This is a genomic window from Endozoicomonas sp. ONNA1, from assembly GCF_024606325.1.
Classification (GTDB): Bacteria; Pseudomonadota; Gammaproteobacteria; order Pseudomonadales; family Endozoicomonadaceae; genus Endozoicomonas_A.
In genome coordinates this window covers 1-23,981 of the sequence record NZ_JAHHPN010000753.1, presented here as the reverse complement: position 1 = coordinate 23,981, position 23,981 = coordinate 1, and the positions used below count along the sequence as shown (strand labels likewise).

Below are 23,981 nucleotides of genomic sequence, written 5' to 3'. Positions count from 1 at the left end.
AGCCTGTTAGGTGACTAACGGGAATCTCGCTCCTTCAGGGGCGAGAGGATGTCAAGATACCGTTCCCGAAACCTTAAAGGTCGATGTAAATCCTGTCAGCACGCTCATAAAATTAGTAATAAGTAATTTTTAAATTTTATAAAATAGGTTATTACAAATGAATTGGCATAAAGAGCTGAATTTACAGCAGACCGTTTTTTCAGACTGTACTATTGAGCGTTGCAAGTTCGCCAGACACTTGCGCCCGGCGTTTATTTTGGAAGGTCAGGCTTCAGATCTGATTTCTGAGCCCTAATTGATCAGGGTGAGGGAGAAGATAGGTCTGCTGCTGGATGTAGTCGTTGCCATGATTTTCAATGAAATGACGTAGCATGGTCATTGGCACTACTAACGGCAGGATACCCTGACGGTACTCTTCGACCAGTTTGAGAAACTGGTTTCGCTCTGTGGTGTCCACAGTCTTCTTTACGTAGCCCAGAATGTGCAGCATGGTATTAGTGTGGGACTTCCGGGTTGCCCTTTTTTTCAGGGTGTTCATGAACTCTTCGAAGTATTGTGCCAACAAAGGTTGCAGTTCCATCTTGCCGCCTTTGGCAACGAGCTGTCCCAGGGCACTATAATCGCTGGGATTGTGAGCCATGATCATATATTTGTGGGTTGAGTGAAAATGAACCACAGCGGCATGACTGGGATTTTTCAGTACTTCGCTGTGCCAGCGGTGGTAGGCATACACCCGGGTGAAAAAATTTTCCCTCAAAACGGGATCATGGAGTCGGCCTTCTTCCTCCACAGGCAGAAGAGGTTGTGCTTCCATCAGGGCTTTGGCGTATGCACCTGCAGAACTGACGCCAGAAGGGAAGCCGTTTTCATGGTAGACCTTGACCCTTTCCATGCCACAACTGGGGGATTTTTGCATCAGGATATAGCCACTGATATCGGTTAATTCTCTGGCTTTTCTGTAGCCATAATCAGTCAGCTGATCGGTAACGTCCACATCTGGGTGATCGGTACCCACAACCCTGACCTGCTGGATATCCCCAACCAGACGAATAGGTTCCCTGGGGGTGCCCAGTCCGATGGCCACTTCCGGGCAGACAGACTCGAATTGGAAGAAATGACTCAGGGTATTCATACAAAACGAAGAGCGCTTGTGCCCACCATCGTATCGGACTTTCTGACCCATCAGGCAGGCGCTGATGCCGAGTTTGATGTCTTTTTCGGGTTCTGGAATTGAGACGATAGCCATTAAAACTTCCTCTTTATTATCCTTTTGCTTTCTATGTAACTTATTTTAGAGCAACCCCCTGGAGCCTATCGGACAGTAGGAAAGTTCGATCTGAATTCCAGAAAGAGCGGCTATCTTTTTCGTTGTAAGCGCACAGCGAGACCCGGGTACAAATGACAGCACGATAGGCTGATATAATACCCGGCACGTATAAAACCGACAATAATGAGGGGGTGGGTTGCGCTCACTTAAGGAATTCCCATATCACTATTGCTGAGAAACCACCCACAACCCCGGACATATAATCGGGCAGGGAAAAACCGAATAGACTGCGAACCAACAAACCGATTAAGAAACTGGCCACCAACATCACTGCAAGGGTAATCAGGCATCGTTTCCAGAGAGGCAATATGGACGAAGCAGTTTTGACGTCAGTCATGATGATCCTCAAATGATCATAATCTCACAGTCTAGTAGGCGGCTGTCATAACCCGCAAATTCAGAGGCGTTATAAACAGCATGAACTATCCGATTTTTTTTAAGGCTGCTTCAAGGCTTTGAAAGCAGAGAGTACCCTCTCTCTTGATGCTTTGAGGTCGACAATCGGTGCCGGGTAGTTGATCTCATTAACATGATGTTGCCAGGGAGCGTGAATCTCCTTGCTACTCAGTCTGCTCAGCTGGGGTAGCCAGTGGCGAATAAACTGACCTTCTGAATCAAATTTCTCCGACTGACTGACAGGATTAAACATTCTGAAATAGGGGGCCGCGTCGGTGCCTGTGCTGGCAGACCATTGCCAGCCACCATTGTTGGCGGACAAATCACCGTCGATCAGATGCTGCATGAAGAAGGTTTCTCCGAGGCGCCAGTCAATCATCAGGTTTTTGGTCAGGAACATGGCTGTGACCATTCTCAGGCGGTTGTGCATCCAGCCGGTATTCACCAATTGTTTCATGGCTGCATCCACCAATGGAAAGCCAGTCTCACCTTTGCACCAGGCACTGAATGCCTCGTTATCCTGATTCCAGGGCAGATGTTCGGTTTCTGTGATGAACGCCCTGCCTCTGGAAAGCCTTGGGAATCCATGCAAAATATGTTTGTAAAATTCCCGCCAGATTAATTCACTCATCCAGCATTGCAGGCCATCGCTACCTGAATCCATTTCTCCATTGTTGGCCTGAAATGCAGCATAGAAACACTGTCTGAGGGAGACTGTTCCTGACACCAGATAGGGAGAGAGGGTGCTGGTGGCATCCATACCCGGAAAATCCCGAAACTTTTTATAACCTTCACTATGAGACTCGATAAAGGATTTGAGCCGGTTTGCGGCTTCTTCTTCACCGGCAGGCCAGAGTGCTTGAAGACCTTCCAATGGCGTAAACAGATTCAGGTAATCGACGGGCTGAACATCAGCCAGTTCCAGAGGCTTTTGTTGTTCAGGGGCGGGCAGTGGCTGAATCTGGTGCAGGTCAAGGGTTCGATACAGTGCTTTTTTAAAAGGCGTGAAGACTTTGAAATAATCACCGCTGCCATTTAACAGATGACCCGGAGGGATCAGAGTCTGGTCAGAAAAACGCAGGCATTTCAGTTGTTGCCCGGCAAAGGTTTGTTCGACAGCCCTGTCTCTGTTTTCTTCATTGAGCCCATGTTCGTTATTAAAGCTTATGCCGTCGCACTGGAGTTGTCGGGCTGTCTGTAACAGTAATTGGGCACAGTGTTCAAATCGAATCGGTTGAATGACGACCAGTGGAATGTTGAGCCTGTTTAGAGAGTGTTCCAGTTGTTTGAGATTCTGCATCCAGAACCATAGCTTGTTCGGGCTGTCGTTATGCTCCTGCCATTGATCCGGGCACAGGCAATAGACGGCCACAACTTCATTTTTAACTGCGGAGTGGTACAGAGCAGGGTTGTCTCCCACTCTCAAATCGCTTCTGAACCAGACCAGTGTTCGACTCATATAGCTATGAGCCGGTATTTCAGCCCACCCCCTGAATGTGACAATGGATACGGTGCCTGATTGAGCTGGGTTTTCATAGTTTAATTAACAACCCTCAGTTCTATTTTTAAGTTATAACCTTGTTACGGCTTATGGAAGGAAGTAGATCATCCCGGGGTGGCGTTAACATTTCTGGCTTGATAGTTGCTTAACTGCATTCGAACTTTCTCACTATGCTACCAGAGGAGTTAACAGCATAGGAGAGCTAACAGGATAGCTTTTAAAAAGGTGCTACGCATGCTAGAGATGAGTTCCTCTCCAACAACTCGTTCTGTTGAATATGAACAGGTTTCTGATGATTATCTAAAGCAGAGACAGCTCAGGAAGGGAGCAGCGGGCTGGCTGGTCCTGGCTGGACTTGGGATTTCCTACGTGATTTCCGGAGACTTTGCCGGCTGGAACTTTGGGCTGGAACAGGGCGGTTTTGGTGGCATGCTGCTAGCCACACTGGTCATGGCCGTTATGTATACCTTCATGGTGTTGTCACTGGCTGAACTCTCTTCATCATTACCCACCGCCGGTGGTGGCTACTCCTATGCCCGTCGGGCAATGGGTCCCTGGGGAGGTTATCTGACCGGCACCGCCATACTTCTTGAATACGCCATTGCGCCTGCAGCGATTGCAGTCTTTATAGGTGGGTATGTGAATGAACTTTTTGGTTGGGATGGACCTCTGGTTTACGGTGCTTTCTATGCTGCCTTTATTGGCCTGCACCTTTTGGGGGCTGGAGAAGCGCTGAAAATCATGATGTTGATTACCGGTCTGGCATGTTTAGCCATAGTCGTGTTTATTATAGGAATGATTCCTGCCTTCAACGTCGACAACCTGTTTAATATCGCCGTCAATGCAGAAGCTACTGGCGCTTCCACTTTCCTGCCCGAAGGTTATATCGGTATCTGGGCTGCGATCCCATTTGCCATGTGGCTGTTTTTGGCAGTAGAAGGTGTTCCTCTGGCGGCGGAAGAAGCCACTGATCCAAAGAGGGATATGCCCAGAGGGATCATCACAGCTATGATCGTTCTGCTGCTGTTTGGAGGGCTGGTATTGATTCTCGCCCCCGGCGCAGCGGGTGCTGAATACCTGAAGGATCACGCCGCACCGCTGGTAGGGGCTCTGCAACAGGTCTATGGTAAAAGCTCTTACATAGCAACTTTTGTAAACTTTGTCGGGCTTGCCGGTCTGATCGCCTCCTTCTTTTCTATTATTTATGCCTATTCCCGGCAGGTATTCGCTTTATCCAGAGCCGGTTATTTACCTCGTTTTTTGTCAAAAACCGGCCAGCGAAAAGTGCCAACAATGGCTCTGGCCATTCCGGGAATTATTGGCTTTCTGCTGTCATTGACCGGAGAAGGTGATCTGATGATCACTATGGCCGTTTTTGGTGCCACGCTCTCCTACGCCATGATGACGCTGTCTCATATTATCCTGCGAGTTAAAGAACCAGAGCTGGAGCGTCCTTATAAAACACCGGGCGGCATTATGACATCAGGAATTGCTTTTGCCCTGGCTATTGTTGCTTTTATCTCTACCTTTCTGGTGAGCTGGGAAGCCGCTTTCTGGTCAGCGGTTTTCTACGCCATCATGGTGGCCTATTTCGGGTTATACAGCCGACACCACCTGGTGGCCAAAGCGCCTGAAGAAGAGTTCGAAGCCATTACCAAAGCTGAGTCTGAGCTGAGCTGACTGGTCAGGTACCTCTCTGTTGCCTGACTTCTGATAAGCCTAAGAAAAATGAGTAGCGAGTATGCACAACCCCAGAGATGTCAGAACGATTGATGATGCCAAGAAAATTGTTAAAGAGAGAGGACTCTCCCACGTTAAGGTCGGTCTTTTCGATAATGACGGAATCATGCTCGGCAAATACATGAGCAAGGCCAAGTTTTTTTCAGCGCTGGAAAGCGGCTTTGCCTTCTGCGACGTTATCCTGGGCTGGGACAGTAAAGACCAGCTCTATGACAATGTAAAGTACACCGGCTGGCATACCGGATACCCTGATGCTCCCGTTCGAATCTTGCCACACTCTTGCCGGGAAATCCCTTTTGAAAATGGCATGCTATTGTTCATCGCAGAATTCAAGGATCAGTCAGAAGCTCTCTGTCCCCGCGGGACATTGAGAAGGGTGATCGAAAAAGCGTCCGACATGGGCTTTGATGCCCGTGCAGCGCTGGAATATGAGTTTTTTATGTTCCAGGAAACACCGGAATCGGTTCGGGAAAAAGGTTTTCGAAACCTCAAACCATTGACGCCTGACTGGTTTGGTTATTCCATGATCAGAAACTCAGTGCATTCCGATCTGTATCACCAGATACTGGAAATGGCTGAGGTGATGGACTTTCCCATCGAAGGTATTCATACAGAGACCGGGCCGGGCGTGGTCGAAGCAGCCATTGCCGTTGACTCTGCTGAAAATGCCGCAGATAAAGCGGCACTGTTTAAAACGTTTATGAAAGTGCTGGCACAGCGTAATGATCTGATGGCGACGTTTATGGCCAAGTGGTCACCGGATTATCCGGGGCAGAGCGGTCATATTCATTTGTCTCTGTTCAACAAAAAGGATGGGCAATCGGCGTTCTTTGATCCCAGCCAGAAACACAATATCAGCCAGACACAGAGGCACTTTATTGCCGGTTTGCAGCGATTAATGCCTGAATTCCTGCCCATGCTGGCCCCTACCGTCAATAGTTACACCCGACTCATTCCCGGTTTCTGGGCACCTACCGACGCGACCTGGGGGGTTGAAAACCGAACCACCGCATTACGTGTTATTCCGGGCTCAGAGAAGTCACAGAGAGTGGAGTACCGGTTGGGCTCTGCAGATGCTAACCCTTATCTTTCACTTTCTGCGGCGTTGGCTTCTGGCCTTCAGGGAATTATTCACCAATGGGAGCCCGAGGATCAGGTTAAAGGTAATGCCTACGATCAAGGGCACTCACCTGAATTCGCACTGCCTTCAACACTCTGGGATGCCGCACAGAAATTCAAACAATCCGAAGCGGCCCGAACTATGTTGGGTGATGCTTTCGTCGAACACTATGCCGCGTCCAGGGAGTGGGAAGAGCGGGAGTTCAGAAAACATATTACGGATTGGGAAATGGATCGTTATTTCGAAATTATCTGATTACTTCCAACGGATTCAGAACAATGAATAAAACACAGATCACTCTTTCACCGGTCGATGGTTCAGTGGTTGCTGAACGTCCACTGTCTGATGTTTCAGACATAAATCTGGCTCTGGCGAAGGCTCAGAAAGCACAGCTTGACTGGCAGGGTGTTGCACTGGCGGAGCGGCAAAAAATCTGCAGTAAAGCAGTGGATAACTTTGTCGGTCAAAAAGACGACATTGCCAGTGAAATCACTTGGCAGATGGGCAGACCGGTTAAATACTCTGCCGGAGAAGTAGCAGGGTTTGAAGAGCGTGCCCGTTATATGATTGAAGCCTCAGGTGAAGCATTGAAGCCCGTCACAATACCTGAAAAAGAAGGATTTACCCGTTATATCTGCAAGGAAGCCCTGGGAGTTCTGTTGGTCATAGCGCCCTGGAATTATCCCTACCTGACCGCCATCAACAGCGTTATGCCGGCACTGCTGGCCGGTAATGCCGTGCTGCTGAAGCATTCTGCCCAAACCCCACTCTGTGCTGAGCGAATGGTCAAAGCGTTTCTTGACGCAGGTCTGCCCGAGGGGCTTTTTCAGTACCTGCACATGTCCCATGACAGCACCGAATATTTGATTCAGTGTGACGCCATAAAGCATGTGGCATTTACTGGTTCAGTCCGTGCTGGAGTCGAAGTAGAAAAAGCGGCTGCCGGACGATTTATCGGTATGGGGCTGGAGCTGGGTGGCAAAGATCCTGCTTATATCAGAGCTGATGCTGATCTGGATGCAGCGACGGACACGGTGATAGACGGTGCTTTCTTTAACTCCGGTCAATCTTGCTGCGGCATAGAAAGGCTCTATGTACATGAAGATGTTTATGATGCATTTGTTGAAAAAGCTGTTGCTCTGGTGAAGCAGTATCGTCTCGGACGACCCGATGATCCTGAAACCACTCTGGGCCCGCTGGTGAAAAGCAGTGCTGCGGACTTTGTCAGGGGGCAGGTGGAAGAAGCTATTTCACAGGGGGCGGTTGCCCATATTGACCCGGCCTTGTTCCCAGAGCATGAGCCGGGCACTCCCTATCTTGCTCCCCAGTTGCTCACACAAGTGAACCACACTATGCGGGTGATGACGGAAGAAAGTTTCGGACCTGTTTTGGGGATTCAAAAAGTCTCTTCCGATGAAGAAGCGGTCCGCCTGATGAACGACAGTGAGTTTGGACTGACGGCCGCTATTTTCTCAAGGGATATTGAGCGAGCCGTTGAACTGGGCCGTCAGGTGCAAACAGGCACTTTTTTTGTCAATCGCTGTGATTATCTTGACCCGGCCCTGGCCTGGACTGGCATTAAAAACTCAGGTCGGGGCTGTACTTTGTCGGTGTTGGGTTTTGATGCCCTTACCCGACCCAAATCCTTTCACATCAAGCACGGTTGAAGCAGTAAGGAAACGTCAATGGACATTGAACAGTACACAGCTAACTGGAATTTTCCGACAGCTATTCGTGCAGGGGCTGGCCGTATAAAAGATCTGCCCGCTGCCTGTATTGAATTGGGGATGAAAAAACCACTCATTATTACTGATCCGGGGTTGTCTCAGTTGCCTATGATTCAGGAGGCTCGTTTACTGGTCAGCTCTGCTCTTGACGGGTGCGGTCTGTTTTCCGGCATCAAGGGTAATCCAACCGGTGAGAATGTGTCAGCTGGTGTGGCTGCCTGTAGGGAAGGCAACCATGATGGCGTGATCGCTTTTGGCGGAGGTTCTGCCCTGGATGCAGGCAAAGCAATAGCCTTGATGGTTGGCCAAAGTCGTTCAATCTGGGATTTTGAAGATGAGGGTGATAACTACCTGAGAGTGAATGTGGAGGGGATGCTGCCTGTTGTGGCCGTGCCCACCACTGCCGGTACAGGCTCGGAAGTGGGGCGCTCTTCCGTGATCACCCATCAGGATGAACAGGTGAAAAAGATCATTTTTCACCCGGGTATGCTTCCCGGCATCGTGCTTCTCGATGCGGAACTGACCTGTGGTTTGCCTCCCAGACTCACCGCAGCTACGGGGATGGATGCTCTCTCCCATAATCTTGAAGCTTACTGTTCGCCTTTTCATCATCCTATGGCTCAGGGCATCGCACTGGAAGGCATTCGTCTGGTAAAAGACTATCTGCCCAGAGCGGTGGCGCAGGGCAGTGATCTTGAGGCCCGGCATCAAATGCTGGTGGCCTCCGGTATGGGAGCAACGGCCTTTCAAAAAGGTCTGGGTGGCATGCACGCTCTGGCGCATCCGCTCGGGGCTTTATACGACACTCATCATGGGTTGTTGAATGCCGTTCTAATGCCCTATGTTCTGAAAGCAAACAGAGCCGCCATCGGGCATAAAATGGCTGCTCTCAGTCGTTACCTTGATCTGCCGACTCCGGGCTTTGATGCTTTCTTCAATTGGGTGATAGAGCTCAGGGAACAGCTGGAAATCCCCCATACGCTGGCTGAAATCGGCATTGACGATAGCCAGCTGGATAAAGTCGGGCGGATGGCATTTGTCGATCCTTCTGCAGCCGGAAACCCAATCCCTTTCTCTGCGACTGAATATCAGCGGATATGTCAGGATGCTTTTCGTGGAGAACTGTGATGAAGATCGGTTTGCTGTTGTGTGATGACGTTGCACCGGAGCTGCGAAAGGTGCACAACAATTATCCGGATATGTTTCTGGCTTTGCTGAGAAAACAGCATCCTGATTTGGAGATGGTCACCTATCGGGTAGTGGATGGTGAGATTCCTGAAACCACCGATGAGTGTGACTGCTGGATTATTTCGGGCAGTCGTCACAGTGCTTACGACCCTTTTCCATGGATACCTTTACTAGAGGGGTTCGTCAGGAGGTTGTATGAAGATCGTTGCAAGCTGGCGGGTATCTGTTTTGGTCATCAGGTCATGGCAAAAAGTCTCGGGGGGAAGGTGGCGCTGGCTGATAAAGGCTGGGGTGTTGGTATGTCGTACAATCACATCACCCGGCAGACCAGCTGGATGGATCCTGCGGTTCAGGACTTCAAATTGTTGGTTAGCCACAGGGATCAGGTCATTCATCTGCCATCTTCTGCTGAAGTATTGGCCAGCAGTGATTTTTGCCCCAATTATATGCTGCAATATGGCGACTGTTTTGTCAGCGTTCAGGGGCACCCGGAGTTCAGTAAGTCCTACTCTGAGGACTTGATGAACTCGCGTCGGGAGTTGATTCCCGGGGACAGAGTGCTTATGGGCATGGATTCACTGAGAGATGATCCTGACAGTGATCTTGTTGCTCAATGGATCGTACAGTTTTTCAGGCAGAAGTCGTGATCTAACCCGGAAATTTAAACAACGTTTTGAGTCTCGATGACGGTCGAGCATAGCGGAATGTTGCATTTAATCTTCGGGTTAACAGTAAAAATAGTTTATTAATCAAATAGTTATATTAATATATGAAATGCTGAAACAAACAGCTACGTTTTAGTAACAGTAGTCTTATCCAGGTTTGACGTATGATATCAGTCAGTTGCCAGAGAGCGATCGGGTTCTCTGGCTATCTGGAGTGTTTGATTATCACCGCCCTGAGGACATCGAGGTCCATATGAGATGGATTGAGCGCTGGTCATGCTCCTGCAAGATCAGGCCAACAGAATAAGATTATGTTTTTAGACCAATATTGTACGGAGCTGGAAAATAACCAGTTCTCATTCAGTCGCCAGCAGTCCAGTGATTTTGCCAAGAATATCGCCAATGACTTCAACCCGCTGCATGATGTGGACACTAAGAAGTTTTGTGTGCCCGGTGATCTTCTTTTCGCCAAAATCCTGAGCTCTGAAGGGCTGTATCCCGACATGAGGGTGATTTTCAGCGGTATGGTCAGCGATGGCGTTACCCTGTCAATAGCAGATGCCAGGAATGGTGACAAGATTATTTGTGACCAGAGTGAGAAGGAATACCTCCGGGTTGAGCACAGTGGTGAGCAAACAAACGATGCCGATATGATTGCAAAGCTGGTCAAGGCATATGTGGCGTTCTCGGGTGAAAACTTTCCTCATGTGCTGGTGCCACTGATGAAAGAAAAGAATGTCATGATTAATGTGGCAAGGCCTCTGGTTATCTATGAAACCATGTCGGTTCATCTGGAAAGGATTGATCTGAAAGATCCGGTGATAGAGGCTTCCCAGTCTTCTTTGGAAGTGAATGGCAAACGTGGCAATGTCACCCTGGGTTTTATCTTTAAGGATGGTGATAAAGTCGTGGGACAGGGGAAGAAAACCATGGTTCTGGCCAACTTGCGGGAATACGATCAGTCTACCATAGACAGTATGGTCAATGAGTATAATCGCCGCCGGATAGAGCACGCAGTTTAATTCTTGTCCTGCATTATCTTTCGGGAGCCTATCAGGCTTCCGTCATTCTGTTATAATCCCGAATCCGCCAAGGAAGACAATAGATAGCCTCCTTCCCAGAGAGCTTCTCAAACATCAGGATCAAGAACCAGAGAGAAAGGATAGTGAGTCATGCCTGCATACCGTTCAAGAACCTCGACCCACGGTCGTAATATGGCTGGAGCCCGCTCGCTTTGGCGTGCCACGGGTATGAAGGATGATGACTTCAAAAAGCCTATTATTGCCGTAGCCAATTCTTTTACCCAGTTTGTTCCCGGCCATGTTCATCTAAAAGACATGGGACAGCTGGTGGCCAGAGAAATTGAAAAGCACGGTGGTGTAGCCAAAGAATTTAATACCATTGCCGTCGATGACGGTATCGCTATGGGTCACGATGGCATGCTTTACTCCCTGCCCAGTCGTGACATCATCGCTGACTCCGTTGAGTATATGGTGAATGCTCATACTGCAGATGCTCTGGTCTGTATCTCCAACTGCGACAAAATTACGCCCGGAATGCTCAATGCTGCCATGAGACTGAATATCCCTGTTATATTCGTCTCAGGCGGCCCCATGGAAGCCGGCAAAACCAAGTTGGCTCAGCACGGCCTGGATCTCGTCGATGCCATGGTGATTGCCGCTTCGGATGCTGATGATGAAACGGTTGCTGAGTATGAGCGTTCAGCTTGCCCAACCTGTGGCTCCTGCTCCGGCATGTTTACGGCCAACTCCATGAATTGCCTGACGGAGGCATTGGGTCTGTCCTTGCCGGGTAATGGTTCCATGCTCGCCACTCATGCTGATCGTGAGCAACTCTTCCTCGAAGCCGGTCGACGGATTGTCGATATCACTAAGCGATACTACGATCAGGATGATGAGTCTGTCCTGCCTCGCGCTATTGCCAGTTATAAGGCCTTCGAAAATGCCATGAGTCTGGATATCGCCATGGGCGGCTCCACCAATACCATTCTGCATTTGTTGGCTGCGGCACAGGAAGCTGGAGTCGATTTCACCATGAAGGACATTGATGCTCTGTCTCGTAAGGTGCCTCAGCTTTGCAAGGTGGCACCTAATATCCAGAAATACCATATGGAAGATGTCCATCGTGCTGGTGGAGTGTTTGGCATTCTGGGTGAACTGGATCGGGCAGGACTGTTGAATAACGATATCCCCATGGTTCACAGTGAAACTGTGGCCGCAGGTTTGGCAAAATGGGATATTAAACAGACCGGTGACGAATCGGTACGGACTTTCTTCAAGGCGGGTCCTGCGGGTATTCGTACGACACAGGCATTCAGTCAGGACACTCGCTGGCCAACGTTGGACGATGATCGCGAGTCAGGTTGTATCCGGAAACTGGAAAGTGCGTACAGCACTGAAGGGGGGCTGGCGGTTCTGACGGGTAATATTGCCTTGGACGGTTGTGTGGTAAAAACGTCTGGCGTCGATGAGAGTATTCTGGTTTTCGAAGGACCTGCTCATATCTGTGAGAGTCAGGAAGATGCGGTCAGTGATATTCTCGAAGGTCGGGTAAAATCCGGTGATGTTGTCATCGTCCGTTACGAAGGCCCTAAAGGTGGCCCGGGTATGCAGGAAATGTTGTACCCAACCAGTTACCTGAAATCCAAAGGTCTGGGTAAAGAGTGTGCGCTGCTGACTGATGGTCGTTTCTCTGGCGGTACATCCGGGCTTTCCATTGGTCATGCTTCTCCTGAAGCGGCAGCAGGTGGCAACATTGGTCTGGTGGAAAAGGGTGATATCGTTCGTATCGATATCCCAAACCGTACCATCGACGTACAGTTGTCTGATGAAGAGCTGGCTGAGCGTCGCACCCAGATGGAAGCGAAAGGCAAAGCCGCATGGAGGCCTCTGAAAGAAAGGCCTCGTAAAGTTTCTGCCGCACTGAAAGCCTACGCGGCTATGGTGACCAGTGCCGATAAAGGTGCTGTCAGAGATGTGTCACTTCTCGACTGATTGTGACTGATGAACGACAGGTTGTATTTTGTATAGAGCCTGTCGTGTACTTTGCATATCTTAAAAAATAAAAAATTCAGGACAACGAGTCTTTCTGATGGCGAGAACATTCTCTGCACTGGTTAACTTTTGAGATATAGCTTCACGCTTGCTTTTTTTGCAGCATTCGCCAGTGCATCATCCAGAGTGGCAAGTGGCAGACCTTCACGAATTGCCAATTCTAAATAGGCTGCATCATAACTACTGAGATTGTAATTTCTGGCAAGCCCCAGTGTTCGACTAAACGCCTGATTAGCCGTTAACGGATCAGCGAAAATAGGCAGATTTTCCAGCTGAGCAAGAAATCCTTCGGACAGGGCAATCTCTACATCACCTCTGTGCTCTGACCGAGACACTACATTACACACTTCCAGATGCCAGAGATTTGGAACAATTGCGTCAACCGAAACCAGTGTGGCCATAACATCCTCGGCATACTGCTGATCAGCAGCATCTTCTGTTTTCAATAGCCAGCGCATAGTTACAGAATTGTCTAACACGAAATCTGTCATCATCGGCGACCCTCTTCACGCAGAGCTTTCAAATCAACATCAGATATGGTTGGTTTCTTCATCTTTAGTAGATTATTAATGGCTGCTTTAGCCCTCAAACGACTTTTAGCTCGACTGGGGATCAGGTCAGCAATAGGTTTACCACGGTTAGTTATGGTAAAAGCTTCTCCAGCCTCAACACGGCGAAGAATTTCTGGGAGCTTGGTTTTTGCATCATAAGAGCCAATTTCTTCTGGCATTTCAGCGGCCTCTTTTTTTGGATTGTATAGACCAGTATACTAGTCTATTGTTTCTGTGCAACATAAATGAACCGTCTGAAATACTCATATCCAAAGGGAAACTCAACGATTGATAGACTGGTTTTATAAACCGGGATTTTTAGACTAATTTGCTGACAGCGCACGACTGCATTGAGGCATGAGCAGGAGCAGGAGCAGGAGCAATTGCCGCGAAGAGCAGTCTATTCTCGGTCGAGCTCATAGGGACACAAAATGGAGGCATGGATTGATCCGGGGATTAGATCATTAAAATTCTCAACGCCACCAGAATCAATAATCCACCGCACAGCCCGCTGATCAGTTTTGCTCTTTTTCTCAATGTTGGCAGGATACTGGCGTGTCCAGCAACACCAGCAATCAAACAGTACCAGAGGCCGTCACATAGAGTCGCCATAAGAGCCATTAGCAGCTGCGTTGTCAATGTGGTTTCAGCGTTAACGAACTGACTGAACAGAGCCAAAAAGAAGACGGCGATCTTGGGGTTAAGAAAGGAGATCAGGAATCCATCCAAAGCGGCCTGACGAAGAGAAAGTGATGAGGCCTGTTGTCCTGATGCATCACCAATCAATGTTCCACTGGCGCTGATAGCTTTGTAACCCAACCAGATCAGGTACGCGGCACCCAGCCAGGTCATCAGCTTAAACAGCCATGGCGTCCGGGTAATGACAACCGCTATACCGGCGGCTACCAGAAAAGCATAAATACCAATACCCGCTGCATGAGCGAGGGCGGTCACCAGGCCATGATGTCTTGAACCCTGGAGCGTACTTTTCATGACTGCGGCGAGGCTGGGACCCGGAGATATCGCCCCGAGGACGCAGACTGCCAATAGGGATAACCAGGATGATGCGCTCATGGATTCAACTTCATTGTCAAAAAGGCTGCGCAGTATAAGGGATCAGAGATTGCTCAGAAAGATTATCAGAATCAGACCCGGACAAATGGTCCTGATATACCAGGGCCAGATCTTCCAGAACAGACTCTTCCGGATTTCAGGAAAGCCCTGACTCAACGCTTTGAGCAGGCGATTTTGACGCATGATCCAGCTGCCGTAGATGGCAATTATCAGGCACAGAAGGGGTTGCAGATACTGAGTAGCGATCTTAACGGTCAAGCCAAGAAGCGTTTCAATGTGATAAATGATCAAAACCGACAAGCAGGCTGAGATCACCGTAATACACCAGCTGGCACGGTGGCGTTGGAAAGAGAGCTTTTCAACCATAAAGGCTACGGTCGGCTCGGTCAGAGAAATTGATGAAGTCAGCGCGGCAATCGTTAGCAACACGAAGAAAGCCAGGGCAACCAGCTGTCCAGACACTCCCAGTTGGTTAAATAAGGTTGGCAGTACGTTAAACACCAGCGTGTCAGCACTGTGGAGTTGTCCTTGAGCGGTGTAGATCTCTATACCCTGCTGCATGGCCGCATACATACAGGGAATGATTAGCATACCGGCCAGAAACGCCACTGAACTGTCGACCAGTGCAACTTGAAAAGCAGTGAGTGGAAGGTTGGCTTTTTTACTCAAATAGGAGCCATAAACCATCATGCAACCCACACCCAGAGACATGGAAAAGAAAGATTGCCCCAGGGCTGAAATCAAAAGTTGTTGATTCAGCAGTTTGGAAAAGTCTGGAATCAGATAGACTTTCAAACCCTCCATACCACCGGGCCGGCTGAGCGCGAAAACAATGAGCACAGACAGAATAATGAACAGGGCGGGCATCAGTCTGTTACACCATCGCTCTATACCCTCTTTAACCCCTCCGTTGACGATCAATGTTGTCAGAGCCATGAACATCAGAGTGACCAGAACCGTCGAGTATATGTTGAAATCGGTCAGCCAGGTGGCCACCGCGTGCAGGCCACTCAATTCGAAGATCGGGGCCAGAGAGAAGCCTGTGAACCAGCCCCCGACAATGCTGTAAAAGCTGTAAATCAGAGTCAGTGTCAGCAACCCCATGATGCTGGTGATAAAGCCCAGCGCTCTGACCCAGTTCCTGTTATCCAGGTTGGTCATAGCAGTGACTGAGTTGGATTGACTGTATCGACCAATAGTGAGTTCAGCCACCAGAGTTGGGTAGGCAAGAATGAATGAAAAACAGAGATAGACCAGAACAAAGGCTGCACCGCCATTTTGTGCCGTCTGGGTTGGAAAACTCCAGATGTTGCCGACGCCCACTGCGCAACCGGCAGCGGCAATAATAAAGCCCAGTCTGCTACTGAACTGGCCCCTGGTGGCCTGAATGTTGTTGCAGGCTTGTGGCAGAGTGGATCTATTGTGGTCAGACATTCCATTCAGGGACTGTTAGTCCGCCTGCTTATTTTTTGATATGGCTTGTTCAATGCAGCTTACCCATTGTCTGATGAGCCGGATTTATCTGCACAGGGCTAACAGGGGATCCGCTGTATCAGTAAACCTCAAAACTATAGCAACGATTTTGAGGTTTGCTTTTTGTCTTTATCTACTTGTTGGGGCGAATGAACAGCAGAGGCTTGCCTTTTTCCAGTATATAGGGGTAGGCAATGGTTTTGTTGTCATCTCCAATACCTACTTCTTTGGGTGCCATGTAAAAGTACGTCCATCCTGGCAGGCGGGCACTTAGCTTCTGATAGAAGACATTCTCGCTAATGCTTTCCAGTCCTTCACCCTGGGTGATGGACAGTCGTGGGAAAGCGTCATCATCCATAGCTGAGAAAAACCAGGCTGGCTCTCCCGCGATGCTGAAATAGGAGAAAGGAGGAGCCTGGTCTACAGCTGTTGGAACCGGGATATAAAGGCTCAGAACACAGTTCATACGGGCAAAAGAGCAAGTGGCGCCGGTTTGTTCCAGGTACCACTGCTTGAAAGCCAGACCATTATGCTGATAAGGCGTTTTGATCGGCTTGTACTTGTAATTCATGTCGTTAAGGACGGTCATGGCGGAGCGGGTAAGCATCCGCTCCATCGTTTCTCTGGCTCGGATCTCATCTTCGGCCATGGTGATGGGCATCCAGGCAAATAATCTGTGGTGGTCATAATGGCTGGCGCCCGGTACAGTCCATCCCCAGTAAAAGTGTTCAAAAGCGCCATAAGGTTTGACATTTACACCCACAACACCGCTGGCGGCACCGTAGGCAGGGTGGGAGATATTACCCAGTTTGTAATCCTCTAGCTTGCCTTCCTTGCTATAAGCTCCTGCCGGCAACTGCTGGTCATGCACGTGTTCGTGCATGCCGCCTGCATAAGTCAGGTTTTTGGCCTTGGACCATTTTTCGTTATAGGCCCCTTTATGGTTTGACAGGTTGAAGGCACAGCCTGCTATCAGCATTGCAGCAGCTGCTCCCAGCAGGTTTCGAAAAATCATATCCATACACTCCTGTGCGCGGTTTCGGATCTCTCGAACCATCGGCTCAGCTTTAGGAGCCTTTATAGAAGTCGTTCGCTTGTTGCGAATGCGTCTAGTAGGCAGGGTTATTTAGTGCAATAAGAAATTATAAGCGACTAATTAAAGACAGAATGAGTTTAATGTTTGAGTCTGAAGAAAATTTTTAGCCAGACGTCTGACGGTAACAGTTTTCTGCTTGATGCCATTAAAAACATGAGGTCGCTGGTGATGGCAATCAGTGAAACTCACGGAGAGTCATCATGGAGATAGCCTCAAGCGTTTGAGGCAGATTCTGGCGTGAAGGCTGGCATGCCGGCCAGGCTGAGACTCAGGGTCAGTAATTCATCCCAGCTGTTGAGTTTTTCGAGCCCTTTGACACCTTTGTCAATATGGCCGGTGTGGATCAGCATTTGTCTAAAGGCACGTTCACTGTGACGACCCATACATTTTTCCAGCAGGTTTTTGCGTTTCTTGAGAATAAAGGGTGACATGCCATGAATTTTGGCCGCCTGATCATAAGCCACATTGGACGAGATACCCCGGGATTTTAAGCGGCTGAGATGGCTGAGCAGCCGCACGTCACGTGCCAGAGCCCAGAGTACAACCGGTGGCTCGATGCCTTCGCTTTTCAATCCACCCAGTATTCTGACCACGGACTTCGAATCACCATTCAATGCTGAGTCAGCCAGCTGGAAAACGTCGTAGCGGGCACTGTCAGAAACCGCTTCCCTGACGGTTTCCACTTCAATCTTTTTACCGTCCGCCAGTAGCTTCAGCTTTTCAATTTCCTGTGAGGCGGCCAGCAGGTTTCCTTCAATGCGTTCGCAGAGCAACGAGAGAGCGTCCTGACTGGCCTCAAACCCCTGACTTTTCAGACGTCGGGCAATCCAGCCCGGCAGCTTGTCATGTTCAATAGGCCAGACAGGAATAAACAGTCCTTTCTGTTCCAGAGTCTTGAACCATTTTGCCTTTTGACTGGCATTATCAAGGCGGTCGGTAATGATCAGCAGCAGGTTGTCAGGGGAAAGATGTTTCAGGTATTCCTGAAAGGCCTTGCGGCCGGCATCACCCGGCTTGCCATTGGGCATCCTGACCTCAAGGATCTGCTTTTCAGCAAACAGTGAGAGGCTGTTGGCCGCTTCCAGAAAATCACCCCAGGCAAAACTGTTGTCGACATGGTAAACGTGACGCTCGGTGAAACCCTGTTTTCTTGCTTCTTGCCGGATTTGATCGCAACACTCCGAGACTTGCATGGGTTCATCGCCACTGACTATGTAAACAGCGGAGAGTTGTCGCTTGAGCTGGGCACCGAGTTGATCGGGTCTGATGTTCATTGTTGTGCTTTGAGCGCCTCGCGCTCGGTCTCACGGGCTTTGCGGGCTCGCTCTTCTTCCTGGCGAAGCACTTCACCGGAAATACCGGCTACCCTGCGGACACTGGTCAACAACAGTTCCTGACGAAGCTGATCAAAGATGATGGCTTCTTCGCTCTGAGCTGCGTTGGTCAGGTTCCTGTCCTGGAACATGAAACGCTCATTGGAGAGTACAATGGGGTCAAAGAGTTTCAGACCATCATTCGTGCTGAGCTGGTAGGTTGCTTTCAGGGTCAGCAGGCGTTCGTACTGACCGGCACTGGCCTGAATCTCATCGCCAGTCGTGCGCTCCAGACTTACCAGTTGCAGGTGGTAGTGGGCATTGTCTGTGATCTCAATACCACTCAGTGTCAGGGCTTTTTTTAACTCCCTGACAAAAGGGAGGTCACTCCCTGAGACAGACAGCTGGGCAATTTCACTGGCAATATCGACCTTGCCCCGCAGCTGAAAGCCGCAGGCTGTCAGCAGACTGGTGATCAGTAGCAGGGGCAGAATGGCTCCTGTATGAAAGCGTCTTGTCATGATCTCTCCAAATCGCGCTCAGGGCTCAGTTTTTTTTAGCTCAGGGCTGTTTTAGCTCAGGGCTGTTTTAGCTCAGGGCTGTTAAAGCTCAGGGGGGCGGCATGCTAGCACGCCATCCCCTAAAGGTTAACATTGGAATGCCTGCCTGTGTATCGTTGCCTCAAAGAGTTTACTGGTTCAGATCTCATCGGGATTAAAGTGCTTTTCCATAGGGCGACGAATCCCGAGTCCTTTGTGGACGATTCTTCGCATATCCATCTTGAACTGTTTTATCTGTTCATTCCTGTCAGCGGTATCCCGGATCAGGTAACCACCGGCCCGGGCAAAGGCCTGTTTATTGATGACCTCTTCCAGTTCGATGTCGACACCGCTGACGCCATAGACATTACTTTTAGTGGGTTCAATCCCTTTCCGGGTCATCTCTCTGGCGTACTCGACGGCTTCTGAGAGGTGTTTGTTAAATCGCTCGATAAAGTCAACGTTATCAAGCTGTGGGCCGGTCACACAGAAGTGAAGGGCTTCGGGGTGATTCAGCCCGTTAAAGCGCCATCTTGGCTTCATTCTACCCATGTAATCCTTAATGTGGTTCACCTTGAACGTATTCTCTCTTGATTTGAAAGCCAGACACATGGTGTGTTCACCCATGACGTGCAGTTCGGGAAAGTTCTGGATGATTTTTACCATTTTGGCCGCAGTATCATAGATTTGCTGAGCCCTGAGTCTGTACCCTTTTTTTCCATACTTCAGCATGGCTGCCCAGGGGGCTGCGAAGAGTCCTGTGGAGATACTGCCTTCGAGGTTGGCAACTGCATACATACCGCCTTTCCACTCGGTATCGACAAACGCCAGGTAATCGGATAAGTCACGGTTTCGCATCAGTAATACTGAGTTACTTTTCAGAGAATAACCGTACTTGTGAGTATCGACGCTGATGCTGGTAACCCCCGGAAGGCGAAAATCAAAGGGTTTTAAATGTGGGTAATGTTCCTGACCCAGCCAGGCCAGAATAAATCCGCCCAGACAGGCATCCACGTGCAGGCCAATGTCATACTCCCTGGCCATTTTGCTCAACTCTGGCAGTGGGTCAATGGTGCCGTACGGATAGTTGCCTGCAGAGCCAACCAGAAGCACCGTTTTTTCAGGATCTATCAGGCTGCGCACTTCATCAAGGTCTACAGTGTATGACGCTCCTTCGGTGTCCTCATGAACCTTGGCCACCTTGACGACAAGGTCGACGGGCCCCCGTTTGAAGGCTGGGTGAGCCGTGGAAGGAATAATGATCTCCGGATTCCTGATGCCCATGGCCACAGCCCTGTCTCTGTATGCTTTCAGAGCGGCTTTGATGCTCATGGAGCCGCTACTGGTGATCACTCCGTCCGGTTTACCAAGACCTTCATCCTGAATACTGTTTCCGCCCAGAGCTTCCAGCATCATGTTAACGACGCAGCTCTCAAAGTACATCGCGCTTGGGCTCAGGTCTTTCTGAATGGCATTGCTGTGGGAGAACATGCCAAAGATCTCATTCAGGAAGCCATAGTGATCATGATTACCACTGTAGACTGAGCCTGACACAGTCCCTTCTTCCCAGAGTTCATCTTCGTATTGCTTGAACCCCTGAGCGATATTCCTGATTTTCCAGAGAGGCTCCGGTTCCTCAGGAATTTCTTTATAGATGGGAGCGAAATGAGTGATTCCCGGATACATCCAATGTCGTATATAAAGCCATTTCATATAACCCAGAGGATACCAGGGGCCTTTTTCCTTGATTCTGTGATCCCCTACTTTGACATCACGGAATTCCAGAACAACATCCAGCATTTTTTCGATCTTTTGGTCATCGCCCAGAAACGCTTCCATTTCATCAATGATGGCTTCTCTGGTGGCCAGCGTTTCGCGGTTTAGAATATGAACGGCCAGCTGCTCCTGCTGATTCGGGTTGTCGGGTTTGAAGTGCATGACGACGGAGCTGATGGTTGAGCATCTGGAGCCAGGCTTGTTGCCATGGATGCGACAATGGTTGTTGCCCTGCCAAATCAGAGGGCTATGAAAATTAATCTCTGATCGGGATACCGAGGGCAATGTAGCATGAAAAACCGGGAAGGTATTGGAATGATAGTTTTCGTGGCTGCTGATGATTTTTTCCAGTGGTAATGCATGAGTGTCTTTATGGCAGGTTTCCACTGAACAGTAACGGCTTTCAGACGAAGTGGTGAGCAGATCAATAGAAAAAGGTGTCTCTTCAAAGGATGCCTCATGAATAATGGAAGGTACCAGAAAGATGTTGAGACTTCCTGTACCTGAGGCGCTGGACACCTCAGAGCGGAAAAATAATGAGTTATGTCCTTCTTTATTTTTGGGCCAGAGAAAATCCTGTTTGAGAACCTTTTTTCTGAGTTGATTCAGCGTGAGACCCGGAATCTCGTCATCCTCAACAGGGAGAAAATTAAGAGTACTGGAAAACTGACTCTGATTGGGCAGTGAGAAGACGGTAGCCTGATTAATACCGGAGAGAAATAACAGGCTGGTCAGTGTCAAAACGTTAGATAGTTGAGTGGGGCTGAAAAAAAGCCTGAGAGCCTTGAGGTAAGAAAGAGACTTCAGGGTCAAAGGGCGTCTGTCGTCTGGCATAATGTTGCCTGCATTTCATAGGCAGAGGATAGATAGGTTAGGCAATGAAATGCAGGGCTTTCGTTTTTCTTACAGATCAAATAGTAATAATAAACGCTTTGTTTTTGATTATTAATTGCCCGGACTAACCGTTTTCCGATTTGTCATGACAAAAGCCGTGTTCTCGTAATAGTACGCTGCTTCATTGATAAAGATAGGGTATCCGGGTTCACCCTGATAAGGGGTGACGGTACCATCCATATTCTGAAACATCGGCATGCCCGGCTTCAACTCTTCAAAATCCCCGTCCTGTAGAGAGCTGTGAACCATGGCGGATACTTGTCCATCGTCGTTTCTAGGATAAAAGACTCGATCCGTGACGGTATAAACTTCAGTGGTGGCGGGCAGGGCGTTGTTCCATTCGCTTTCTGATAAATGGGTGAAGTCGACCAGGTGTCGGATCACTGATTCAGTATCTGCAAACTGATCGTGTCGCAAAACGCCGTTGGGAAGAGGGCCGACTTCAATAGTCACTGCATAATCAGAAAGACTGTTGAGCGTTCGGCTGAATTGGCTATCACGGTCACTCAGAATGATTTTTACATCCGGCATATGTTGTTGCACATAGGAGGCGGCCTGAAGGTTAAAAGCAGCCTGATCTTTGATGATTAAAGTCATTCCCATGTTGCTGGTGGTACTGTGCAGATCAATGATAAAGCGGCCATCGTTGGTTTTGGGGTCGAGCAGCCGATTGATTTCCCGGGCTCGGCGGTGTTCGTAGACCGAATCATCATCGCCGTCCAGAACCTCATCCGTGAAAGATCGATTCAGGTCGGCATCCATAAACCGTCTGACTGCTTTATGAGCTTCAATATTGGCAAGCAGGTAATCCACTGGAATGGTGCTCTCTTTGAAGCTGCCGTCCTGCTCCAACTTTCTGATCAGATGGGGCCCAATCAACTCGTTGCCATGGGTTCCGCCCACTATAGTGATTTTTTTTATCATAATCAGACCTTTTTTGCACTGGCTACAAGACTAATCCCGGCTTCAGGTTTGTACAACTTCCTGAGAAGTGAAAGGCATAACGGCGTCCGCAGAACTTTGAGGTTCTGAAGCGTCGGCGGCCCAGCTACGACAGAGTTGAATGAGTTCCCTGGTTCCCTGACTGATGTATTTTTGTTGATGCATGATGAAATAGAATCGTCGGCTCAAATCTCTGTCGGGAATTAACAAAGGTATCAGACTGCCCCTACTGAAGGCATCCTGAAGCGTAATTCTTGACAGGCAGCCAATTCCCAGACCCGCTTCAACGGCCCGTTTGATAGCTTCGGTGTGTTGCAATTCAATCACCACGTTCAGTTTGGGTAAAATGCCATGCATGGCTCGATCAAACGCCTGACGGGTACCCGAACCGGCTTCACGAAGAATCCAGCCAGCACTCAAAAGATCCTGATCTGTCAGTTGGGTTTTGTGCTCGAAGGCATGGCCCGGTGCGCAGAAGGCAACCAGTTCATCATCGCACCAGGGAATGACATTCAGATCATGGTGGTGCAACTCTCCTTCGATCAGTCCGATATCCAGATCAAAGTTCAGAACCTTCCCGGTAATGTTGGCGGTATTGGCCACTTCCAGATCAATATGGGTGCCCGGTTTGTTTCTCATCATCCGGGCAACAATGTTGACGGCCAGATAATTGCCAATAGTCAGAGTGGCACCGACCCGAATCTGGCCTGTCAGGGTTTTACCGGAGAGTTTCTGCTCAAGCTGCCGGGCTTTTTCCAGAAGGGCTTCGGCGTCCGGTCGAATCTGCTGACCGAGGTCATTCAGCTGAAGTCTTTTGCCAATGCGATCAAAGAGCTGAGCATTGAACTTTTGTTCCAGTTCTTTCAGTGCGCTGCTGGCGGCTGACTGGGACATGACCAGGGCTTTAGCGGCGCGGCTGAGGTTTTGCTGGCGGGCAGCCTCCAGAAAAACCTCCAGTTGTCGGAGAGTGAATTTCATGAGCTAATCGATTTAATCGAATAATCTTATAAGAATTATCTGTTTCACAAATATCCTACCCCTGACTAGTATATTCCGGAAGACAAAATAGTATGAATAAATGAACTTTCGGCTAATTTTTCTCTCTAACGTTCGACTGGGATGAATGTTTTAAGGCTGTGCGTAAGAAATATTCACCCTGACTGCACTGGCTCCACTTTTCTGGCAGCCGAAGCAATGCGACGTCGAACAAAGGATATCTGCTATCAGATGTGATTGTTTGATATTGATCTAAAACACAGTAAGGATCTGATAATGGATATAAACTCTCATACCTTCAATCTGCCAAATTTGAAACAATTGATTCTGGAATCGAATCGTTTCGGTAAAGACAGTACAAGAAAAAAGTGCTTGGGGCAGCAGCCTTCTTGAATATGCTCTCGAAGCTAAGGATAAGGAAGCGGTTCAAAAACTCATTGACAGAGGGGCTCGAGTTACAGACCGCGCCCGCGATGAAGTTGATGCCGTTTTGAATGGTTAATAAGAGTCAATAACTATTCAGGATGCAGCAAATAGTCAGGCAGTAAGATCGAACACCAGGAGTGATATCGACCATGAGTAATCTTAT

20 protein-coding genes are annotated in these 23,981 nt (G+C 49.0%); 7 read left to right on the top strand and 13 right to left on the bottom strand.

From position 1 onward, the window contains the following. Window positions 1–271 precede the first annotated feature (271 nt). The 3 genes from KDK19_RS18090 to phrB form a co-directional block, all read right to left on the bottom strand. Entirely contained in the window at window positions 272–1,246 is a 975-nt protein-coding gene (locus KDK19_RS18090; protein ID WP_257255356.1) for a DUF523 and DUF1722 domain-containing protein, read from the bottom strand. A gap of 223 nt (window positions 1,247–1,469) precedes the next feature. Continuing rightward, window positions 1,470–1,664, bottom strand: a complete 195-nt coding sequence (locus KDK19_RS18085) for a hypothetical protein (protein ID WP_257292516.1) — start codon at window positions 1,662–1,664, stop codon at window positions 1,470–1,472. Window positions 1,665–1,763: 99 nt separating this feature from the next. Further along, window positions 1,764–3,182 carry a deoxyribodipyrimidine photo-lyase gene (gene phrB / locus KDK19_RS18080; protein ID WP_257280043.1) on the bottom strand — a complete coding sequence of 473 codons (1,419 nt, stop codon included), beginning with the start codon at window positions 3,180–3,182 and terminating at the stop codon, window positions 1,764–1,766. 285 nt (window positions 3,183–3,467) lie between these two features. On the opposite strand from phrB, the gene eat reads away from it, so the two are divergent. The 7 genes from eat to ilvD all read left to right on the top strand — a co-directional run bounded on the left by eat (window position 3,468) and on the right by ilvD (window position 12,678). After that, complete coding sequence (gene eat, locus KDK19_RS18075; RefSeq protein WP_257292517.1) at window positions 3,468–4,904, top strand: ethanolamine permease; 1,437 nt, start codon at window positions 3,468–3,470, stop codon at window positions 4,902–4,904. Window positions 4,905–4,965: 61 nt separating this feature from the next. Beyond that, a complete protein-coding gene (locus tag KDK19_RS18070) occupies window positions 4,966–6,339 on the top strand; it encodes a glutamine synthetase family protein (RefSeq protein ID WP_257280044.1) in 1,374 nt (457 codons plus the stop codon). Window positions 6,340–6,362: 23 nt separating this feature from the next. Next, the gene (locus KDK19_RS18065) at window positions 6,363–7,751 is read left to right on the top strand and encodes an aldehyde dehydrogenase family protein (RefSeq protein WP_257292515.1); all 1,389 of its coding nucleotides are present in this window, start codon (window positions 6,363–6,365) and stop codon (window positions 7,749–7,751) included. A gap of 18 nt (window positions 7,752–7,769) precedes the next feature. Further along, complete coding sequence (locus KDK19_RS18060; protein WP_257280046.1) at window positions 7,770–8,939, top strand: iron-containing alcohol dehydrogenase; 1,170 nt, start codon at window positions 7,770–7,772, stop codon at window positions 8,937–8,939. Beyond that, window positions 8,939–9,646 (top strand): GMP synthase, encoded by a 708-nt coding sequence (locus KDK19_RS18055; protein ID WP_257280047.1) that lies wholly within the window; start codon window positions 8,939–8,941, stop codon window positions 9,644–9,646. Before KDK19_RS18060 ends, KDK19_RS18055 begins: the two co-directional genes overlap by 1 nt. A 329-nt stretch (window positions 9,647–9,975) precedes the next feature. Continuing rightward, window positions 9,976–10,686, top strand: a complete 711-nt coding sequence (locus tag KDK19_RS18050) for a DUF3581 domain-containing protein (RefSeq protein WP_257280049.1) — start codon at window positions 9,976–9,978, stop codon at window positions 10,684–10,686. Window positions 10,687–10,836: 150 nt separating this feature from the next. After that, on the top strand, window positions 10,837–12,678 hold the full coding sequence (gene ilvD, locus KDK19_RS18045) for a dihydroxy-acid dehydratase (protein ID WP_257292514.1): 1,842 nt from the start codon (window positions 10,837–10,839) through the stop codon (window positions 12,676–12,678). Between the two features lie 122 nt (window positions 12,679–12,800). On the opposite strand, the gene KDK19_RS18040 is transcribed toward ilvD, so the two are convergent. From KDK19_RS18040 to KDK19_RS17995, 10 genes are all read right to left on the bottom strand, one after another. Then, window positions 12,801–13,232, bottom strand: a complete 432-nt coding sequence (locus tag KDK19_RS18040) for a type II toxin-antitoxin system VapC family toxin (RefSeq protein WP_257280051.1) — start codon at window positions 13,230–13,232, stop codon at window positions 12,801–12,803. Continuing rightward, window positions 13,229–13,468 (bottom strand): type II toxin-antitoxin system Phd/YefM family antitoxin, encoded by a 240-nt coding sequence (locus KDK19_RS18035; protein WP_257253449.1) that lies wholly within the window; start codon window positions 13,466–13,468, stop codon window positions 13,229–13,231. Before KDK19_RS18035 ends, KDK19_RS18040 begins: the two co-directional genes overlap by 4 nt. A gap of 277 nt (window positions 13,469–13,745) precedes the next feature. Further along, window positions 13,746–14,363 carry a LysE family translocator gene (locus tag KDK19_RS18030; protein ID WP_257292513.1) on the bottom strand — a complete coding sequence of 206 codons (618 nt, stop codon included), beginning with the start codon at window positions 14,361–14,363 and terminating at the stop codon, window positions 13,746–13,748. Between the two features lie 42 nt (window positions 14,364–14,405). Next, a complete protein-coding gene (locus tag KDK19_RS18025) occupies window positions 14,406–15,797 on the bottom strand; it encodes a sodium-dependent transporter (protein ID WP_257292512.1) in 1,392 nt (463 codons plus the stop codon). Window positions 15,798–15,969: 172 nt separating this feature from the next. Further along, window positions 15,970–16,851, bottom strand: coding sequence for a hypothetical protein (locus KDK19_RS18020; protein ID WP_257253453.1), 882 nt, complete (start codon window positions 16,849–16,851; stop codon window positions 15,970–15,972). A 293-nt stretch (window positions 16,852–17,144) separates the two neighbouring features. Continuing rightward, window positions 17,145–18,206, bottom strand: coding sequence for a DNA polymerase III subunit delta (holA, locus tag KDK19_RS18015; protein WP_257253454.1), 1,062 nt, complete (start codon window positions 18,204–18,206; stop codon window positions 17,145–17,147). Continuing rightward, on the bottom strand, window positions 18,203–18,766 hold the full coding sequence (locus KDK19_RS18010) for a hypothetical protein (RefSeq protein WP_257280053.1): 564 nt from the start codon (window positions 18,764–18,766) through the stop codon (window positions 18,203–18,205). Before KDK19_RS18010 ends, holA begins: the two co-directional genes overlap by 4 nt. Window positions 18,767–18,943: 177 nt before the next feature. Further along, entirely contained in the window at window positions 18,944–21,394 is a 2,451-nt protein-coding gene (locus KDK19_RS18005) for an aminotransferase class V-fold PLP-dependent enzyme (protein WP_257292511.1), read from the bottom strand. Between the two features lie 111 nt (window positions 21,395–21,505). Beyond that, window positions 21,506–22,378, bottom strand: a complete 873-nt coding sequence (locus KDK19_RS18000; RefSeq protein ID WP_257255021.1) for an aspartoacylase — start codon at window positions 22,376–22,378, stop codon at window positions 21,506–21,508. 42 nt (window positions 22,379–22,420) lie between these two features. After that, a complete protein-coding gene (locus tag KDK19_RS17995; RefSeq protein WP_257288484.1) occupies window positions 22,421–23,374 on the bottom strand; it encodes a LysR family transcriptional regulator in 954 nt (317 codons plus the stop codon). Window positions 23,375–23,981: the final 607 nt, after the last annotated feature.

Excerpts from the sequence above, each read along its gene's own strand:
- KDK19_RS18020 (WP_257253453.1), bottom strand. The coding sequence starts at position 16,851 with ATGATTTTTCGAAACCTGCTGGGAGCAGCTGCTGCAATGCTGATAGCA.
- eat (WP_257292517.1), top strand. The coding sequence starts at position 3,468 with ATGAGTTCCTCTCCAACAACTCGTTCTGTTGAATATGAACAGGTTTCT.
- KDK19_RS18040 (WP_257280051.1), bottom strand. The coding sequence starts at position 13,232 with ATGATGACAGATTTCGTGTTAGACAATTCTGTAACTATGCGCTGGCTA.
- KDK19_RS17995 (WP_257288484.1), bottom strand. The coding sequence starts at position 23,374 with ATGAAATTCACTCTCCGACAACTGGAGGTTTTTCTGGAGGCTGCCCGC.
- KDK19_RS18025 (WP_257292512.1), bottom strand. The coding sequence starts at position 15,797 with ATGTCTGACCACAATAGATCCACTCTGCCACAAGCCTGCAACAACATT.
- KDK19_RS18070 (WP_257280044.1), top strand. The coding sequence starts at position 4,966 with ATGCACAACCCCAGAGATGTCAGAACGATTGATGATGCCAAGAAAATT.
- KDK19_RS18050 (WP_257280049.1), top strand. The coding sequence starts at position 9,976 with ATGTTTTTAGACCAATATTGTACGGAGCTGGAAAATAACCAGTTCTCA.
- KDK19_RS18000 (WP_257255021.1), bottom strand. The coding sequence starts at position 22,378 with ATGATAAAAAAAATCACTATAGTGGGCGGAACCCATGGCAACGAGTTG.
- KDK19_RS18090 (WP_257255356.1), bottom strand. The coding sequence starts at position 1,246 with ATGGCTATCGTCTCAATTCCAGAACCCGAAAAAGACATCAAACTCGGC.
- KDK19_RS18010 (WP_257280053.1), bottom strand. The coding sequence starts at position 18,766 with ATGACAAGACGCTTTCATACAGGAGCCATTCTGCCCCTGCTACTGATC.
- KDK19_RS18065 (WP_257292515.1), top strand. The coding sequence starts at position 6,363 with ATGAATAAAACACAGATCACTCTTTCACCGGTCGATGGTTCAGTGGTT.
- KDK19_RS18035 (WP_257253449.1), bottom strand. The coding sequence starts at position 13,468 with ATGCCAGAAGAAATTGGCTCTTATGATGCAAAAACCAAGCTCCCAGAA.
- KDK19_RS18005 (WP_257292511.1), bottom strand. The coding sequence starts at position 21,394 with ATGCCAGACGACAGACGCCCTTTGACCCTGAAGTCTCTTTCTTACCTC.
- ilvD (WP_257292514.1), top strand. The coding sequence starts at position 10,837 with ATGCCTGCATACCGTTCAAGAACCTCGACCCACGGTCGTAATATGGCT.
- KDK19_RS18055 (WP_257280047.1), top strand. The coding sequence starts at position 8,939 with ATGAAGATCGGTTTGCTGTTGTGTGATGACGTTGCACCGGAGCTGCGA.
- holA (WP_257253454.1), bottom strand. The coding sequence starts at position 18,206 with ATGAACATCAGACCCGATCAACTCGGTGCCCAGCTCAAGCGACAACTC.
- KDK19_RS18085 (WP_257292516.1), bottom strand. The coding sequence starts at position 1,664 with ATGACTGACGTCAAAACTGCTTCGTCCATATTGCCTCTCTGGAAACGA.
- KDK19_RS18060 (WP_257280046.1), top strand. The coding sequence starts at position 7,770 with ATGGACATTGAACAGTACACAGCTAACTGGAATTTTCCGACAGCTATT.
- KDK19_RS18030 (WP_257292513.1), bottom strand. The coding sequence starts at position 14,363 with ATGAGCGCATCATCCTGGTTATCCCTATTGGCAGTCTGCGTCCTCGGG.
- phrB (WP_257280043.1), bottom strand. The coding sequence starts at position 3,182 with ATGAGTCGAACACTGGTCTGGTTCAGAAGCGATTTGAGAGTGGGAGAC.